Source organism: Micrococcus sp. UYEF5, assembly GCF_040546065.1.
GTDB classification, from domain to species: domain Bacteria; phylum Actinomycetota; class Actinomycetes; order Actinomycetales; family Micrococcaceae; genus Micrococcus; species Micrococcus luteus.
On sequence record NZ_JBEPNB010000013.1, the window covers coordinates 1 to 15,868 of the forward strand.

Below are 15,868 nucleotides of genomic sequence, written 5' to 3' on the forward strand. Positions count from 1 at the left end.
GGTACTGCAGCCGGGAGGTTGTGGGAGAGTAGGTCGCCGCCGGACATTCTTTGAGGGAGGGCCTCGCACTGTTGGTGCGAGGCCCTTCCCGCATTCCCGGGAGGATTCACCGGGCGGCCCCGTGCGATCTGCACGGGGCTTTCTGCGTTCCGGGTGCATTCACCCGCGGCGCTCAGAGCTCCTCGCCGGCCCGCAGTCGTGCCGTGAGCGCGCGGGTGAGTCGGCGGCGCAGCCGGCCGTGCTCCGTGCCCTGCTCCCGAAGGCGCGCGTGCACGGCGTCGGCATGGGCCGGCTTCTCCGAGTCGGGGAGTGCGAGGAAGTCGCGCAGCAGCGGCTCCAAGCGCCCGGTGAGGGCGAGCACGAGCTCCTGGGTCTCCACGGGCCGTGTGCGCTGCAGGCGAGTCCAGGCCGGCGCGTACTCGGCGGCGTGCTCGACCATCTCCCACGCGAGGGCCCAGCTGTCCGGGCGCAGTCGGTGCCGCTCCGCGCGCAACAGCTGTCGCAGGGCGGCCACGGCCTCCTCGAGCTCGGCGGCGGCCGGGGCGCCGTCGTCGTCGGGGGAGGGGCTCGCGGAGGAACGCGGGAACGGCCACCAGCTCATGCCGGCCTCTCTCGGATTCGCGGGGTGCGCAGAGGTCTCACGCGTGCGATTCTGCCCCGCATCCCGGTTTGGCGGCACCCGCTGCGGCTGGTATAGTCGCTCTCTGTTGGATTCAGGTCTGAGACCTCCAACGGGGTGTGGCGCAGCTTGGTAGCGCGCGTCGTTCGGGACGACGAGGCCGCAGGTTCAAATCCTGTCACCCCGACCAGAAAGAGCCCCCGCCGGATCGGCGGGGGCTCTTCTCGTCTCCGGGTGCTCACCGGGTGCGGGGCGTCAGTCCTGGCGGGACTCCAGGAACTGCAGATGCTCGGCGCGGGCCGGGTCCACTTCGCCGGCCACGTCGTCGTGTTCGTCCACCCAGTCCTTCACGTACGGGCACACGGGGACGATCCGGCGGCCCACGGCCACGGTGTCCTTCAGCGCCTCGCGCACGAGGATCGAGGCCAGGCCCCGGCCCTCGTACTCGTGGTCGACCTTGGTGTGCGGGAAGATCCGCTGGGCCGGGCCGTCGGCGGTGTCGTCGTCGATCGCCACCGTGAAGCCGGCCACCGTGCCCGCGTCATCGACGACGATCTCGTACCTCTCCCCGTTCTTGCGGACCTGCGGGTGCTCCAGGCTGGGGGTCTGCTCGGTCATGGTCGGTCCTCTCGTTCCTGGGTGGATCCCGCCGCCGGGCCGGCGGCGGGGAAGGGGTCAGCCGGCCCGGCGCCGCACGGGGTGATGGGACAGGATCGAGATGCGGTTCGTCAGGTTCATCACGATCGCGACCCACTGCACGGCCGCGTACTGGGCGTCCGTGAGCACAGCGGCCGTGGAGGCCTGCACGTAGTTCAGCTGCTCCTGCTCGGGGAGGTCCGTGACCGCCTCGGCGAGCTCGAGCGCGGCGCGCTCCTGCTCGGAGTACACGGCCCCGGCCTCACGCCACGCCGGCAGCAGCCCCAGGCGCTGCACGCTCAGGCCGGCGTCGGCGCCCTGGCGGGTGTGCCGGTCCAGGCAGAACACGCAGCCGTTGAGCTGAGAGACCCGGAGGTTCACGAGCTCCACGAGCTGCCGGTCCAGCCCGGCCTGCTCGGCGGCGTCGCGCGCGGCCGAGGCCAGCGGCCCGACCGCGTGCCACGCCTCGGGCACGGCCTTGTCGAGGTAGAACGCGAGGGGGTCCTGGCGGGGTGCGGGGGTGTCAGCGGCGGTCATGGTTCTTCACTGTCTCGCAGAACGGGGCGGTGGGCCAGGGACCGGGTGCCCGGCCCGGACGAGCTTCCGGCTCAGATCCGGCCCCGATCGGCTCAGAATCGGCCGGACGAGCCCGCCCCGGAGAACGAGCCGCCCGAGGATCCGTAGCCGGTCCCGGAGGAGCTGGACTGCGCCTGGCGGTGGTCCTGGACGGACCGCTCGCCGGCCTGGTGGCCCGTGGTGAAGGCCACCACCGTCCAGTAGGCATCCGCCGGCAGCGCGGAGTCCAGGATCGAGCCGCGCGCGGACCGGGCCGGGCCACGGTGCGAGCGCAGCTCGTCGCGCAGCAGCTCACGCTCGGCCTCGTCCTCGCCGAACGCCGCCACCTCGGCGTCGGCGAGGGCGGAGACGAGCCCGGTCAGGCGACGCCGCAGCGCGTCCAGCTCGTCCAGCGCCGCGGCCGGGGTCAGGCGCTCGTCCTGCAGGTCCGCACCCAGCGCCTCGAGCCGGTCCTGGGCCTCGGTGCGGAAGGACTCCAGCGCGGCGACCGCGGACCGGACGGGCCCGGCGGAGCCGACGGAGGAGGCCAGCGTGCCGACGGCGTCCAGGTCGGCCCGCAGCGGGGCGGTCTGCTGGTCCCACGCCGCCGGCCACCCCGGGTGGCGGTTGAGGAAGGTGTTCGCCGCGGCCACGGCGTCGTCGAGGCGGTCGAGCTCACGGGCGCGGTCCCGGACGTCCTCCGCGGCCCGGGCATGCTCCGTGCGATGCAGGCTGCGCTCCGGCAGGGCCTCGAGGCGGTCCAGCTCCGCCGACGCATCGAGCGTCTGGCGCCGGAAGTTGCGGAAGCGCTCCATCAGCGCGGCCGCGTGGGGCGAGTCCTCGGGCACCGTGGACGCGTTCACCTCGGTGGCGTCCATCTCCAGGGTGACGGAGGTCAGGTGGGTGCGGGCCTCGGCCAGCAGGTCGGCCGTCCGGCGGCGGCGACGCCGTCGGCTCGCGAGCGCCGCGGCCGCGGCGCCGCCGCCCGCCACACCGACGATCCCCGCGCCGAACCACAGTTCGGGAGCCTGCCACCAGGGGCGCCCGATCAGCTCTGCGGCGGCGTCCGTCACCTCCACGACCGTGTCCGTCCACCGGGCCGCACGGGCCGCCTCGTGTCCGGCCTCGCGCACCTCCCGCAGCCGGTCCGTGCTGAGCATCCGGTCCTCGCCCACGTACACCCCGATCAACCGGTTGTCCGGGTCGAGCGCCACGATCACGAGGCCGTCGGCCCATTTCTGGCCGTCCGCGCTGAGCCAGTCCGGGTGCTCCGCGCGAGCCCGCTCGAGCACCCGCCCGTTGAACGCCTGAGACGCGCGGTCGTCGTCCAGTGCGGACAGGTCCGGGCCGCGCTCGGTGACCACGGCGACGCGGGTCGGCTCCCGGAACTCGATCCCCGCCAGGTCACGGCGCAGCTGGGCGAGGTCGATCACGCCCGCGTCATCCACGAGCTCCACCTGGTCCCAGGCCACGGCGTGGGCCTGCGGCGCGGCGGCGCCCGTGACCCCCGCCGTGACCGGCAGGGCGACGACGGTGGCGGACGCCGCCGGTCCGGTGAGGGCGGCGGCGGACAGGGCGACCGCGGTGAGCGTGCGGCGGGCGGTGCGGTGCGTCGGACGGGTCACGGGGGCCTCCTGGGAGGGTCGGCGGTCCCGCCCAGCCTAGGTACCGCCGGGCGGGTGGCGCGCCTCAGCCGGTGGGCGCGTCGGCGAGCAGCGCGGCGAGCCGGCCGGCATCGTGCGCGGTGCCGAACCCCGCCGCCCCCGGCTCGAGGACCCCGGCCCGGTCGAGGCCCGTGTAGGGGACCGCGTCGAAGCCCATCGCGGTGACGAGGGCGACCACCGTGTCGCGCGCGGCGGCGACCGCGGCCGGCTCGGGCGCCGCGTCAGTCCGCTCGGTGCCCACCGCGAGGGCGCGGCGCGGGGCCGTGGCACGCCCGGCATCCTCCAGGTCGTGGTGCGAGATCTCCGAGAACGCGCGCACGACGGGCACGCGCAGCCCCGCGGCGGCCCAGCGCGCGGCGATCCGGACGGAGCCGGGCGCGCCGTCGTCGTCGAGCCACGCCGGGACCGGCTCGTCCCCCCACGTGTTGGTCAGGTCCACCACGGCGCGCGTGGCCGGCCCGGCGAGGGCGAGTGGGTCGACGTCGTCCAGCGCCTCGCGCGGCACGGCCACGACGACGAGCTCCGCCTCCGCCGCCAGGTCCTCGGCCGACACGGCGACGGCCTTGGGCGCGTAGATCGTCAGGTGGCGCTGGACCGCCGCGGGGCGCCGCGTGCCCGCGACCATCACCCGCGGGGCGGCCGTGCCCGGGGAGAGGCGGGGGATGCGCGCGATCGCACGTGCCAGCGCGGTGCCCGCCCGCCCCGCACCGAGGATGCCGACGACGCGGGGCAGGGCGTCCGCCGGCGCCGCCTCAGACGAGCTCATTGCGCTGGCGTCCCAGCCCGGTGATCTCCACCTCGACGACGTCGTCGGGACGCAGCCACGGGCGGCGGCCCTCGGCGTCCCGGCGGGCCAGGGCGACCCCTGCGGGCGTGCCGGTCAGGATCAGGTCACCCGGGTTCAGGGTGATCAGCTGCGAGGCGTAGGAGACCAGCTCGGCGGGGGAGAAGACGACGTCGGCGACCCTGTCCTCCTGACGCAGCTCACCGTTGACGTGCGTGAGGACGCGCGCGTCCGCCGGGAACTCTTCCGGGGTGACCAGCCACGGACCCACGGGCGTCGAGGCCTCCCACACCTTGCCCTGCAGCCACTCGGAGGTGCGGCCCTGGAAGCCGCGCATGGAGATGTCGTTGGCCACCGCGTAGCCCGCGATGTGCTCCGGGGCGTCCTCGACGGCGATGCGTCGGCCCGGCTCCCCGACCACGATGCACAGCTCGCCCTCGTAGTCGACCCGGTGGTCCTCCTCGGGGACCTCGATCGGGTCCAGCGCACCCGTGAGGGACTGCGGGAACTTCGCGAACAGCGTCGGATGCTCGGGGCGATCCAGGCCCGTCTCGTCGATGTGGTTCGTGTAGTTCAGGCCCACGCAGAACACCTTGGTGGGGAAGGGCACGAGCGTGTCGTAGACGAGGCCGGAGGTGTCCAGCAGGAGGGACCGGTCGGCCTGCGCCGCGCGGAGGGCACCCTCCACCATCTCCCGCTGCTCCTCCGGCGTGGCGGTGAGGTACTCGCCGACGTCGCGACAGTCCGGCAGGGCGACGGCGCGCACGGCGACCTCGGGGTCCTCGGGGTGCACGGAGGTGATGACCGCGGCGAACGTGGCGCCGGGGTAGGCGGCGTCGGAGTCGGGCTGGCGGAACGTGGCGAGCTTCATGGACCCATCCCATCACAGGGCGGCGGGTCCGGACCCGGGGCGGGCGGACGTGAGACGGTGAGGCCATGAGCACAGCCTCCACGCATCCGCCGCTCGACCTCGACCCGACCCCGGCCACCCCGATCGTCCTCGGGACCATGGCCTGGGGGTCCGTTCCCCCGCCGCCCCCGGACGCCGATCCGGGGGCGGGGCCGGAGGGGCCCGCGGGCGCAGCGCAGGCCGAGGCGGCCGTGGAGCGTGCCCGCCGCGCCCTGCGCGCCGGGATCGAGGCCGGCGTCGACCTGCTGGACACCGCGGACATCTACGGGGCCGGCCGCTCCGAGGAGACCGTCGGCCGGCTGCTGCACGAGCTGCCCTACGAGGAGCGCTCCGCCCTGAAGGTGCAGACCAAGTGCGGGATCGTCCTGCACGAGACGGACCCGGCCGGGCGGCGTCTGACCCGCTACGACTCCTCGCCCGAGCACGTGCGCGCCTCGCTGGAGGGCTCGCTGTCCCGCCTCGGCGAGCAGCGCGTGGACACCCTGATCATCCACCGGCCCGACGTCCTCACGCCCGTGGCCGACACCGTGCGCGCCTTCCTCGACGCGCGGGAGGCGGGCCTGGTCGGCAAGCTGGGCGTCTCCAACCTCGGCGTGGGCCGCGTCCTCGAGTTCCAGCGCGAGCTCGAGAGCCAGGCGGCGGACGGGACCGGGCTGGCGTGCGTCCAGGTCGAGCTCGGCCTGCACCACCGCACCCTCGTGGAGGCGGTCGTGCTCGCCAACCACCCGGACGCCCCCGCGGACGCCGACGCCGGGCGCCTCGGCCCGGTGTGCGCCGCGGAGGGGATCGAGCTGCAGGCCTGGGGTCCGCTGGGGCAGGGTCGGTTCAGCTCCGGCGACGACGGCGCGGCCGGCGTCGTCGGCGAGGTCGCGGCGGAGCTGGGCGTCAGCCGGGAGGCCGTGGTGCTCGCCTGGCTGCTGCGCCTGCCGTGGGGCGTGCGGCCCGTGATCGGCACCCAGGACCCGGAGCGCGTCGCCGCGTGCGCCGAGGCGGCCTCCGTGGCCGAGGCGATGGACTCCGCGCAGTGGCACCGCCTGTGGACCGCGGCGCGGGGCCGGCCGCTGCCTTGACGAGGCGCGACCGGCCGCGTGCCCTCCCGCCGGAGTGAGGCCTGTGTCACACTGGGACATGGACTTTGCGAACGTCGACCTCGTGACCCCCTGGATCCTCTACTGGCTGGCCTCACTGACCCTCGTGGTCGGCGGCACGCTCGTGGTCGTCGGCCTGTGGCGTGCCCGGCGGCACCGGCGCTTCGCCGCGACCCACGGCCGCAACCCGGAGATCGGACTCCTCGAGGACACCCGCACCCAGCGCGGGGTCGGGGCTGTCGCGCTCGCGGCCGCCGTCGCCCTCGGCGCGACGGGCGCCGTCCTGCACGTCCAGGGTCTGGACGCGTTCCGCGGCAACCTCGAGGCGAAGTACGGCTACACCGCGGTGGACCGCATCCGCCAGTCCGGCCCCGGCTTCGTGGCCGATCTGACCCAGGCCGACGGCACCGTGCTGCGCGACGAGATGGTCCTGCTGGAGTCCTCGGGCGAGCCCGTCGTCGGGGAGGACATCTTCGCCCGTCCGGTCGAGACGCGTTGACCTTCCCGCCCCGGCCCGTCGGGCCTGATGCCGCGTCGGGGGCCTCTGTTAGCGTCGCCGCGTGAGCACCTCGACCGTCCGTTCCGCCCCCGCGTCCACCTACCGGCTCCAGGTCAGCCCGGATCTGCCGCTGGAGTCCGTGGCCGGGCTCGTGCCCTATCTGCGGCGCCTGGGCGTGGACTGGCTCTACCTCTCGCCGCTGCTCGAGGCCGAGCCCGGCTCCGACCACGGGTACGACGTCGTGGACCCCACCCGGCTGGACGCCGCCCGCGGCGGGGCCGAGGGGCTGGACATGGTCGCGCGCGCCGCGCACGAGGCGGGCATGGGCGTGCTCGTGGACATCGTGCCGAACCACGTGGGCGTGGCCACGCCCCAGGCCAATCCGGCGTGGTGGGACGTGCTCACCCACGGTCCCGAGGCGGCGCATGCGGCGTGGTTCGACGTGGACTGGGCGGCCGGCGGCGGGTCCCTGCTCATCCCCGTGCTGGGAGACGGCCCTGACGGGGACGCGGACGCGGAACTGGACCGTCTCGTCGTCGACGCCGAGGGCGGCCGTCTGCGCTACTGGGACAACGTCTACCCCCTCGCCCCCGGATCGCTCGAGGCGGCCGAGGCGGAGACCGGGCTGCGCGCCGCGGAGGTCTTCGCGGCGGCGGACCCGGCGAAGGAGCCGACCGCGGAGCAGGTCCGCCTGGCCCGCGCCGTGCACGAGCGCCAGCACTACCGGCTGGTCGGCTGGCGCCGCGGCGACGCCGAGCTGAACTACCGCCGGTTCTTCACCGTCACCACGCTCGCGGGCGTCCGGGTGGAGGAGCCCGAGGTCTTCGACGCCGTCCATGCCGAACCCGCCCGCTGGGTCCGCGAAGGGCTCGTGGACGGGCTGCGCGTGGACCACCCGGACGGCCTGGCGGACCCGGCCGGCTACGCGCGACGCCTGCGCTCCCACGTGCTCCCGGAGGGCTACCTCGTGGTGGAGAAGATCCTCGAGCCCGGTGAGGCGCTGCCCGCGGACTGGCCCGTGGACGGGACCACCGGCTACGACGCGCTCGGCGAGGTCGAACGCGTCTTCATGCACCCCGACGCCGCGGGCGATGAGGCCGAGGACGCGCGCCGTCGTCGGGAGTGGGACGAGGCCGTGGTGCGGGCCAAGCACGACGTGGCCACCGGCTCCCTCGCGGCCGAGACCGCCCGGCTGGTCCGGGAGGTCCGCGCCGTGCACGCCCTCGGTGCCCACCCGGACGAGGACGTGGCCGCCGCGTTCGCCGCCGTGCTCGCCCGCCTGCCCGTGTACCGCACCTACCTGCCCGTGGGCCTGGCCGTGCTCGAGGGTGCGCTGGCGGACGCGGCCGCGGCGGAGCCGGGCCTCGCCGACGTGCTCGGTGACCTGCGGCCCGAGCTGACCGACCCGGACTCGCCCGTGGCCCGCCGGTTCCAGCAGACCTCCGGCATGGTGATGGCCAAGGGCGTCGAGGACCGGTCCTTCTACCGGTACACGCGGTGGGCCAATCTGAACGAGGTCGGCGGAGACCCCTCCCACGTCGCCCTGTCCCTGGCCGACTTCCATGCCGCCCAGCAGGCGCGCCAGGCCGCCTGGCCGACGGCCATGACCACCCTGAGCACCCACGACACCAAGCGCGGTGAGGACGTGCGCGCCCGCATCGCCGTGCTCGCCGAGGAGCCCGACCGCTGGGCCGCCGAGCTCGCGGAGCTGAGGCGCCTCCACCCGCTCGGCCACCCCGACGCGGAGCGGCTGCTCTGGGAGTCCATCGTGGGCGTCTGGCCCACGGACGGCACCGCGCCGGAGGAGGAACGGATCCTCGGCTTCCTGCAGAAGGCCTCCCGCGAGGCGGCCCTGGCCACCACCTGGACGGACCAGGACCCCGAGTTCGAGGCCCGGCTCGCCGCGCTCGCCGCCGCCGTCACCTCCCCCGAGGGGCCTGCGCGGGGCGTGCTGCAGGCCGTCGCGGACCGCATCGCCGAGCCCGGCCTCGTGGTCCAGCTCGGCCACAAGCTCGTCCAGCTCGCCGCCCCCGGCGTCCCCGACGTCTACCAGGGCACGGAGGTGCCCTTCCCCACCCTCGTGGACCCGGACAACCGCCGCCCCGTGGACTTCGCGGCCCGGGCCGACCTGCTGGACCGCCTCGACGCCGGCCACATGCCCGGCCTCGACGACCCCGCCGCCGCCAAGCTGGCCGTCGTGGCCGGCGTGCTGCGCGCCCGCCGCGACCGGCCCGAGCTGTTCACCGGCCACCGCCCGCTCGACGTCTCCGGCCCCGCCGCCGAACACGCGATCGCGTTCGACCGGGGCGGGGCGCTCGCCGTGGCCACGCGCTGGCCCGTCCGCCTCGCGGCCGCGGGTGGCTGGGGCCAGACCGTCGTGACCGTGCCGGCGGGGCGGTGGGAGGACGCCGTCACCGGCCACCCCGTCCACCCGGACGCGCGCGGCGCCGTGCGCCTCGACGAACTGCTCAGCACCCTGCCCGTCGCGCTGCTCGTCCCGGCGCACGCCCCGTCCGACCGCCGAGAGAGGACCGCCCCGTGACCGAGCCCCGTCCGGCCGACGCCCCCGCCCCGGGCCTGCACCCGATCGGCTCCGACCCCGTGGACCCCGCCGCGGCCGAGCGGGCCGCCGTCGACGCCGCGCGCGCCATCCCCTACGCCGTCTGGGCGCCGCACGCCGAGAGCGTCGACCTCGTCCTCGTCGACACCGAGCCCGGCGCCCTGCACGACGCCGAGGACCGCTGGCCCGTCGCCGCCGTCGTGGCCATGGCCCCCGCCGCCGGAGGCTGGTGGACGCCCACGGAGGACCCGCTGGCCGCCCTCGGCCTCGACGCCGCCCAGCCGCCGGCCGACCCCGGCTACGGCTACCGCGTGGACGGGGCGGACCCCGTGCCGGACCCCCGCTCCCGCCGCCAGCCCGACACGGTCCACGGGCCCTCCCGCCGCGACGTCGCCGGCCGCGTCTTCGCGTGGCCGGACGAGGGCTGGGCCGGGCCGCCCGGGGTGGAGTCCGATCCGGCCGCGCCCCAGGGCGGCGGCCTGCGCGGCGCCGTCCTCTACGAGCTGCACGTGGGCACCTTCACGGCCGAGGGGACCCTCGACGCCGCCATCGCCCGCCTGCCGCACCTGACGGACCTCGGGGTCACCCACGTCGAGCTGTTGCCCGTGAACTCCTTCTCCGGCCCGCGGAACTGGGGCTACGACGGGGTGGCATGGTTCGCCGTCGACGAGTCCTACGGCGGCCCCGCCGCCTACCGCCGCTTCGTGGCCGCCGCCCACGCCGCCGGCCTCGGCGTGGTCCAGGACGTCGTCCACAACCACCTGGGCCCCTCCGGCAACTACCTGCCGGTGTTCGGGCCCTATCTGGGCCCGGGCGGCACCGGCTGGGGCGACGGCCTGAACCTGGACGGCGCCGACTCGGACGAGGTGCGCCGGTTCGTCCTGGACAACGTCCGCTTCTGGCTCGAGGAGATGCGCGTGGACGGGCTGCGCCTCGACGCGGTGCACGCCCTGCGGGACGCCCGCGCCGTGCACCTGCTCGAGGAGATGGCCGCGCTCGCGGACGGGATCGCGGCCCGTGCCGGCCGACCCGTGCCGCTCCTGGCCGAGTCGGACCTCAACGACCCGCGCCTGGTGCTGCCCCGCCAGGCCGGCGGGCTCGGCCTCGCGGCGGCCTGGAACGACGACGTCCACCACGCCCTGCACGTGGCCGCGACGGGGGAGACCCACGGCTACTACGCGGACTTCGCCCCGCTGGAGGCGGTGGCCAAGGTCATGGAGCGCACCTACTTCCACGACGGCACCCGCTCCACGTTCCGCAGCCGCGACCACGGGCGCCCCGTGCCGGACGCCGTCCCGAACCATGCGTGGGTGGCCAGCATCCAGAACCACGACCAGGTGGGCAACCGCGCCGGCGGCGACCGCACCGCGGCCGCCCTGTCCGAGGGTGCGCTCGCGGCCGAGGCCGCCCTGCTGCTGACCGGCCCGCACGTGCCGATGCTCTTCATGGGCGAGGAGTTCGCCGCGTCGACGCCGTGGCCGTTCTTCACCTCGTTCCGCGAACCCGAGCTCGGGGACGCCGTCCGGCAGGGACGACGCCGCGAGTTCGCCGCTCACGGCTGGGACCCGGCCGACGTCCCCGACCCGCAGGACCCCGCCACACGGGACGCGGCGGTGCTGGACTGGGCGGAGGCCGCGGGCGGCGCGGACGGCCAGGGCCGCGGGGTGCGCGTGCTCGCCGCCTACCGCACCCTGATCGGCCTGCGCCGCACGCTGCCCCAGCTCACCGACCCTCGCCGCGACCGCGTCCGGGCCGAGGTGGACGCCGCCCGGCGCCACGTGCGCCTCACCCGCGCCGGCGCGGACGCCGACGTCGTCCTGCTCGTCGCCCTCGGCGCGGAGCCGCTGCCCGTGCCCGCGGACCTGACGCGGGCCGAGCTCCTCGCCGGCCACGGCGACGACGGCCCCCTCGGCCCCGGCACGGTGCCGGCGGCGGTCCCGGCCCCCGGCTTCCTGCTCCTGCGCCGCTGAGCCGCGGCCGGCGTCAGTCCTCGTCCGCGGGCGGGACGGCGCGCAGCATGGTGGTCGTGGGGTGCAGCGCCACCGCGTCCTCGTCGCGGCGGGCCCGCAGCACCGTGTCCACGTAGGAGTCCACCACCTCCTGCAGGGGCACGGCCTGGCCGCGGGCCTCGGAGAGGTACCAGCGGTGCTCGAGGAGCTGGTGCATCACCTCGGCGGGCTCGAGCTTGGCACGCAGCTCGAGGGGCACCGAGCGGACCACGGGGTCGAACACCTCCACCACCCAGCGGTGCGCCGCGCCCTCGATGTCCATGTACGGGTCCCACTCCCGGCGGGCGGCCTCGATGTCCACGAGCAGCCGGCGGGCCTGGTTCTCCTGGACCTCGAGTCCCGTGAGGCGGGTCAGTCGACGGCGGTGGTAGCCCGCGTGGATCTCGACGGGCCGGGCGATCATCATCCCGGGGGCGTCGGCGGCGCGCAGTGAGTACTCGGCCAGCTCGAAGCCGAGCTCCTGCAGGCGGCGGACGCGGCGGTCCAGGCGCCACGGCTCGGCGCGGGGGAACAGCAGAGGCCCGGTCAGCTCGTCCCACAGCCGGCGGTAGGAGGCCACGAGCAGGTCCGGCGTGGTGACGGGGTCCACCTCCGGGTCCAGCAGCCCGCTGGCCTGCAGGTCCAGCAGCTCACCGCCCACGTTCACGGCGGCCACGTCCAGGTCGTGCTCGCGCTGGCCGTTGGACAGCCGCTCCCGGAGCTCGCCGGTCTCGGCGTCCACCAGATGGGCGGCGAACCCGCCCGCGTCCCGCCGGAACAGGACGTTGGACAGGGAGACGTCACCCCAGAAGAACCCCTCGAGGTGCAGTTCCACGAGCAGCGTCGCCAGCGCGTCCATGAGGCGCACGAGGGTGCGGCGCTCGAGGCGCTCCGAGAACACGGCGCGGTACGGCAGGGAGAAGCGCAGGTGCCGGGTCACGAGGGCGGCGGGCAGGGGCGTGCCGTCGTCCTCCGTGCGTCCGGTGACCACGGCCACCGGCACCACCGACGGCGCCGGGCTCCGCTCGAGCCGGCGCAGCAGCCGGTACTCGTGGAACGCGAGCTCCTCCGTGGTCTCCTTCACCGCCACGATGCCCCCGCCCATCCGGGCGAAGCGCACCACGTGACGGGAGATGCCCCGCGGCAGGGCCGCCAGCACCTCCCGCGGCCACGTCTCGAGGGGGAGCGCCCAGGGCAGGGCGAGCAGAGACGTCGCCGGGTCCTCGGTCGCGTCCCCCGACGGGGCGCCCGTGATGGTCAGTCGATCGACGGGGGAGGGGGTCTCGACGGTGTCCATGGTCACGATCCTTCCAGACAGGGCCGCTATGCTCGCCTGGCGCGGCGCGCCCGCTGCCCGCCGGCTCCGGTGCTCGACCCGGACCGACTGCCCCACGAGGAGGACCCTTGGCCCGGAACACGTCAGGCTCGCACACCTCGGCGACGGACGCCCGTGCGCGTGCCCGCCAGATCCAGGAAGAGCAGCGCAGGAAGGACCGCCGCCGCCGCACCGGCGTCATCTGGGGCTCGGTCCTCGCGGCGGTGCTCGTGATCGGCCTCGTCGTCGCGTTCGCGCTCACCCGCAACGGCGACGACGCCGCGGCCGCCGGCCCCATCCCGGCCGCGGCGAACGAGCAGGGCGGCATCGAGTTGACCTCGGCCACGGGCCTGGCGGAGGGCGCGGGAGAGCGTGAGGTCGACCCCTCGAAGATCGAGGTGCCGAAGCAGGCCGAGAGCTCCCAGCCCGAGACCCTGCCGAACACGGAGGCCCGCGGTGACGGTGAGCCGACGCGGATCGTGCTCTATGCGGACTTCAACTGCGTGCACTGCGCCGACTTCGAGTCCTCCAACGCGGAGCAGATCGAGCAGTGGCTCGAGCAGGGCGAGGTCACGGTCGACTACCGGATGGTGGACTTCCTGAGCGCCCCGAACAACCAGAACTACTCGGCCCGCGCCGCCAACGCCGCGTACTGCGTGGCGGACCAGAAGCCCGAGGCCTACAACGGCTTCGTGACCGCCCTGTTCGCCGCCTACGACGAGCACCAGGGCAAGGGCCTGGACAACGCGGCGCTCATCCAGCTCGCGCAGGAGCACGGCGTGGACATCTCCTCCTGCGTCGAGGACGGCACGTTCCGCTCCGCGGTCGAGCACACCACCCGCCAGGCGCGCGTCGCCGGCGTGGCCGGCACCCCGACCGTGTTCGTGGACGGCAAGAACTGGGCCCTCGACGGCGAGGACAAGACCTTCACCGACTGGGCGGGCGCCAAGATCGCCGGCTGACCCGGCGCCGAGGCCCGCGGGGCGTCCCCACACGGGGGCGCCCCGCGTCGTCCGCCCGGGCCTTGTACGCTGGAAGGGCTGGCCGCGGCACCCCCAGGTGCCGCCCGCAGGCCTCCTTAGCTCAGCTGGCCAGAGCAGCTGCCTTGTAAACAGCAGGTCGCCGGTTCGAATCCGGCAGGGGGCTCCACCCCACCGCGGGCCCGACGGCGCCGCGCACCTCCGCCGGGAGGGCGCGGCGCCGTCGTCGTGTCCGGCGTGGGCTGACGCTGGGGTTCCGCTGTGCCGGTCCGAGGCCATCCGCCAGGTCCGGCTGGCGGAACCGCCAGAGATGCCTCGACTATCCGCCAGACTTCGGCCCGCGGCCTCGCCGTGACGGAATCGTGACCTTACCGTGATCTCAGTCACCCCGGCCCGAGTCCCTCGGGCATCCGCATCCGGTGGCCCCGAACTCCGAGGAGATCCCGTGCAGTCCTCCACACCCCGCAGCACCCGCCGCCGCATCGGCGCCCTCGTGGCCGGCGCCGTCCTCGCCGGCGGGACGCTGACCTCGTCCCCCGCGCTCGCGGCCCCCTCCGGCGCCGCCCCCGCCGCACCGGCAGCCAGCCCGACCGTCGCCTCGCCCCTGGCGGCGGCGCAGGTCGAGGACCCGAACGCCGACGGCTACGACTCCTTCATCGTCACCTACAAGGAGACCGCCGCCAACGCCCACGCGAAGGGCCGCGCGAACGCCTGGGGCAAGGCCGCGAAGGAGGCCGGCGTCTCCGTGAAGGAGCTGCGTGAGACCGCGCTCGGCTCCCGCGTGATCACGGCGGACCGCAAGCTGGATCAGGCCGAGTCCGCGAAGTTCATGGCCGACCTGAAGGCCTCCGGGGCGGTCGAGGCCGTGGAGCCGGACGCGATCCTCACCGCCACCGGCCTGAGCCCCGTGGACGCCCTCTACTCGCAGCAGTGGGGCTTCACCGGCACCCACGGCATGCGGGTCCCCGGGGCGTGGGATCGCACGACGGGCTCCGGTGCGACCGTGGCCGTCATCGACACCGGCATCACCTCCCACCCGGATCTCGACCGCAACGTCGTGCCCGGCTACGACTTCATCTCCGACAGCGCGGCGGCACGTGACGGCGGTGGCCGCGACTCCAATCCGCGTGACGAGGGCGACTGGTACGCCGCCGGCGAGTGCGGCACCGCCGGCGCCTCCGACTCCTCGTGGCACGGCACCCACGTGGCGGGCACCGTCGCGGCCGTGGCCGACTCCCAGGGCGTCGTCGGTGTGGCGCCGAACGCAAAGATCCAGCCGATCCGCGTGCTCGGCAAGTGCGGCGGCTCGCTGTCCGACATCGCCGACGCGGTCGTGTGGGCTGCCGGCGGCACGGTGGCGGGCGTGCCGGCCAACCCGAACCCGGCGGACGTCATCAACATGTCCCTCGGTGGCTCCGGCATGTGCGGCACCACCTACCAGAACGCGATCAACGCGGCAGTCTCCCGCGGCGTGCCCGTCGTCGTGGCCGCGGGCAACGAGAACCAGCCCGCCGCCAATGTGCGCCCGGCCAACTGCCAGAACACCATCGTGGTGGCCGCCTCCACCTCGCAGGGCGCCCGCGCCTCGTTCTCGAACTACGGCTCCGCCGTGGACGTGACCGCCCCGGGTGCGAACATCATCTCGACCGTGAACAACGGCGCCACCACCCCGACGACGGCCGGCCACGCCGCCTACAACGGCACCTCGATGGCCACCCCGCACGTCGCGGGCCTGGCCGCCCTGCTGCTGGCCGAGCAGCCGAGCCTCACCCCGGCCCAGGTCGAGTCCACCCTCACGTCCACGGCCCGGTCCATGCCGGTGACCTGCTACGCAGGCTGCGGCGCCGGTCTGGCGGACGCCACCAGGGCGGTCTCCTCCCTCGGCGGCAGCTCCTGACCGGGGCCCGCTCCGGGCGCCGGGGCCTCGTTGGTCGCCCAGGGCGGTTTCGAGCCCGGCGCCACGCTGACCGACGCCTGACGTGCTCGTCGGCTCTCGACGGCCGCTCCGCCGTGCGCGGGGCGGCCGTCGCCCGGGTGGACAGGCGACGCCGCCTGAGGTATCGTTCTTCGAGTTGTCACCCCCATGGGGCGACGCCCGGATCTTTAGCTCAGTTGGTTAGAGCGTTCGCTTCACACGCGAGAGGTCGCTGGTTCGAGTCCAGTAAGATCCACCGCAGCAGGGCCCTCCTCCGGGAGGGCCCTTTCGCATCCCCGGGCCGCGGTGCCGAAGGCCCCGGCGGGGGAGGTGTCGGCGTGGTTGGATGGACGCG

General features: G+C 75.2%; 13 protein-coding genes and 3 tRNA genes. 9 read left to right on the top strand and 7 right to left on the bottom strand.

Annotated elements, in window-relative coordinates:
* Nucleotides 1–172: 172 nt before the first annotated feature.
* The gene (locus ABIB16_RS10425; protein WP_036315952.1) at nucleotides 173–601 is read right to left on the bottom strand and encodes a hypothetical protein; all 429 of its coding nucleotides are present in this window, start codon (nucleotides 599–601) and stop codon (nucleotides 173–175) included.
* A gap of 131 nt (nucleotides 602–732) precedes the next feature.
* On the opposite strand from ABIB16_RS10425, the gene ABIB16_RS10430 reads away from it, so the two are divergent.
* Nucleotides 733–809 (top strand) — tRNA-Pro (locus ABIB16_RS10430).
* Between the two features lie 65 nt (nucleotides 810–874).
* Here the strand turns inward: ABIB16_RS10430 and ABIB16_RS10435 are convergent.
* The 5 genes from ABIB16_RS10435 to ABIB16_RS10455 all read right to left on the bottom strand — a co-directional run bounded on the left by ABIB16_RS10435 (nucleotide 875) and on the right by ABIB16_RS10455 (nucleotide 5,129).
* Nucleotides 875–1,237 carry a GNAT family N-acetyltransferase gene (locus ABIB16_RS10435; RefSeq protein WP_354436259.1) on the bottom strand — a complete coding sequence of 121 codons (363 nt, stop codon included), beginning with the start codon at nucleotides 1,235–1,237 and terminating at the stop codon, nucleotides 875–877.
* Between the two features lie 57 nt (nucleotides 1,238–1,294).
* Nucleotides 1,295–1,792, bottom strand: coding sequence for a carboxymuconolactone decarboxylase family protein (locus ABIB16_RS10440; RefSeq protein ID WP_354436260.1), 498 nt, complete (start codon nucleotides 1,790–1,792; stop codon nucleotides 1,295–1,297).
* 92 nt (nucleotides 1,793–1,884) lie between these two features.
* Nucleotides 1,885–3,435 carry a DUF5129 domain-containing protein gene (locus ABIB16_RS10445; protein ID WP_354436261.1) on the bottom strand — a complete coding sequence of 517 codons (1,551 nt, stop codon included), beginning with the start codon at nucleotides 3,433–3,435 and terminating at the stop codon, nucleotides 1,885–1,887.
* A gap of 64 nt (nucleotides 3,436–3,499) precedes the next feature.
* Nucleotides 3,500–4,240, bottom strand: coding sequence for an NADPH-dependent F420 reductase (locus ABIB16_RS10450; RefSeq protein ID WP_354436262.1), 741 nt, complete (start codon nucleotides 4,238–4,240; stop codon nucleotides 3,500–3,502).
* On the bottom strand, nucleotides 4,227–5,129 hold the full coding sequence (locus tag ABIB16_RS10455) for a fumarylacetoacetate hydrolase family protein (RefSeq protein ID WP_020625724.1): 903 nt from the start codon (nucleotides 5,127–5,129) through the stop codon (nucleotides 4,227–4,229). The genes ABIB16_RS10450 and ABIB16_RS10455 overlap by 14 nt, the downstream gene beginning before the upstream one ends.
* A gap of 65 nt (nucleotides 5,130–5,194) precedes the next feature.
* On the opposite strand from ABIB16_RS10455, the gene ABIB16_RS10460 reads away from it, so the two are divergent.
* The 4 genes from ABIB16_RS10460 (at nucleotide 5,195) to treZ (ending at nucleotide 11,285) form a co-directional block, all read left to right on the top strand.
* On the top strand, nucleotides 5,195–6,238 hold the full coding sequence (locus ABIB16_RS10460) for an aldo/keto reductase (protein WP_020625725.1): 1,044 nt from the start codon (nucleotides 5,195–5,197) through the stop codon (nucleotides 6,236–6,238).
* A 58-nt stretch (nucleotides 6,239–6,296) separates the two neighbouring features.
* A complete protein-coding gene (locus ABIB16_RS10465) occupies nucleotides 6,297–6,755 on the top strand; it encodes a hypothetical protein (RefSeq protein WP_020625726.1) in 459 nt (152 codons plus the stop codon).
* Between the two features lie 61 nt (nucleotides 6,756–6,816).
* Complete coding sequence (gene treY, locus ABIB16_RS10470) at nucleotides 6,817–9,297, top strand: malto-oligosyltrehalose synthase (RefSeq protein WP_354436263.1); 2,481 nt, start codon at nucleotides 6,817–6,819, stop codon at nucleotides 9,295–9,297.
* Nucleotides 9,294–11,285, top strand: a complete 1,992-nt coding sequence (gene treZ / locus ABIB16_RS10475; RefSeq protein WP_354436264.1) for a malto-oligosyltrehalose trehalohydrolase — start codon at nucleotides 9,294–9,296, stop codon at nucleotides 11,283–11,285. Before treY ends, treZ begins: the two co-directional genes overlap by 4 nt.
* Nucleotides 11,286–11,298: 13 nt before the next feature.
* On the opposite strand, the gene ABIB16_RS10480 is transcribed toward treZ, so the two are convergent.
* A complete protein-coding gene (locus ABIB16_RS10480) occupies nucleotides 11,299–12,600 on the bottom strand; it encodes a DUF4032 domain-containing protein (RefSeq protein ID WP_002855113.1) in 1,302 nt (433 codons plus the stop codon).
* Between the two features lie 107 nt (nucleotides 12,601–12,707).
* Here ABIB16_RS10480 and ABIB16_RS10485 point away from each other — a divergent pair, with 107 nt between their 5' ends.
* From ABIB16_RS10485 to ABIB16_RS10500, 4 genes are all read left to right on the top strand, one after another.
* Nucleotides 12,708–13,580 carry a DsbA family protein gene (locus tag ABIB16_RS10485; protein ID WP_002855115.1) on the top strand — a complete coding sequence of 291 codons (873 nt, stop codon included), beginning with the start codon at nucleotides 12,708–12,710 and terminating at the stop codon, nucleotides 13,578–13,580.
* Nucleotides 13,581–13,690: 110 nt separating this feature from the next.
* Nucleotides 13,691–13,767: transfer RNA gene (locus ABIB16_RS10490), tRNA-Thr, on the top strand.
* A 276-nt stretch (nucleotides 13,768–14,043) separates the two neighbouring features.
* Complete coding sequence (locus tag ABIB16_RS10495) at nucleotides 14,044–15,495, top strand: S8 family peptidase (protein ID WP_354436265.1); 1,452 nt, start codon at nucleotides 14,044–14,046, stop codon at nucleotides 15,493–15,495.
* Between the two features lie 200 nt (nucleotides 15,496–15,695).
* A tRNA-Val gene (locus ABIB16_RS10500) sits at nucleotides 15,696–15,769 on the top strand.
* Nucleotides 15,770–15,868 lie beyond the last annotated feature (99 nt).

Excerpts from the sequence above, each read along its gene's own strand:
- ABIB16_RS10425 (WP_036315952.1), bottom strand. The coding sequence starts at position 601 with ATGAGCTGGTGGCCGTTCCCGCGTTCCTCCGCGAGCCCCTCCCCCGAC.
- ABIB16_RS10435 (WP_354436259.1), bottom strand. The coding sequence starts at position 1,237 with ATGACCGAGCAGACCCCCAGCCTGGAGCACCCGCAGGTCCGCAAGAAC.
- ABIB16_RS10440 (WP_354436260.1), bottom strand. The coding sequence starts at position 1,792 with ATGACCGCCGCTGACACCCCCGCACCCCGCCAGGACCCCCTCGCGTTC.
- ABIB16_RS10450 (WP_354436262.1), bottom strand. The coding sequence starts at position 4,240 with ATGAGCTCGTCTGAGGCGGCGCCGGCGGACGCCCTGCCCCGCGTCGTC.
- ABIB16_RS10455 (WP_020625724.1), bottom strand. The coding sequence starts at position 5,129 with ATGAAGCTCGCCACGTTCCGCCAGCCCGACTCCGACGCCGCCTACCCC.
- ABIB16_RS10460 (WP_020625725.1), top strand. The coding sequence starts at position 5,195 with ATGAGCACAGCCTCCACGCATCCGCCGCTCGACCTCGACCCGACCCCG.
- ABIB16_RS10465 (WP_020625726.1), top strand. The coding sequence starts at position 6,297 with ATGGACTTTGCGAACGTCGACCTCGTGACCCCCTGGATCCTCTACTGG.
- ABIB16_RS10480 (WP_002855113.1), bottom strand. The coding sequence starts at position 12,600 with ATGGACACCGTCGAGACCCCCTCCCCCGTCGATCGACTGACCATCACG.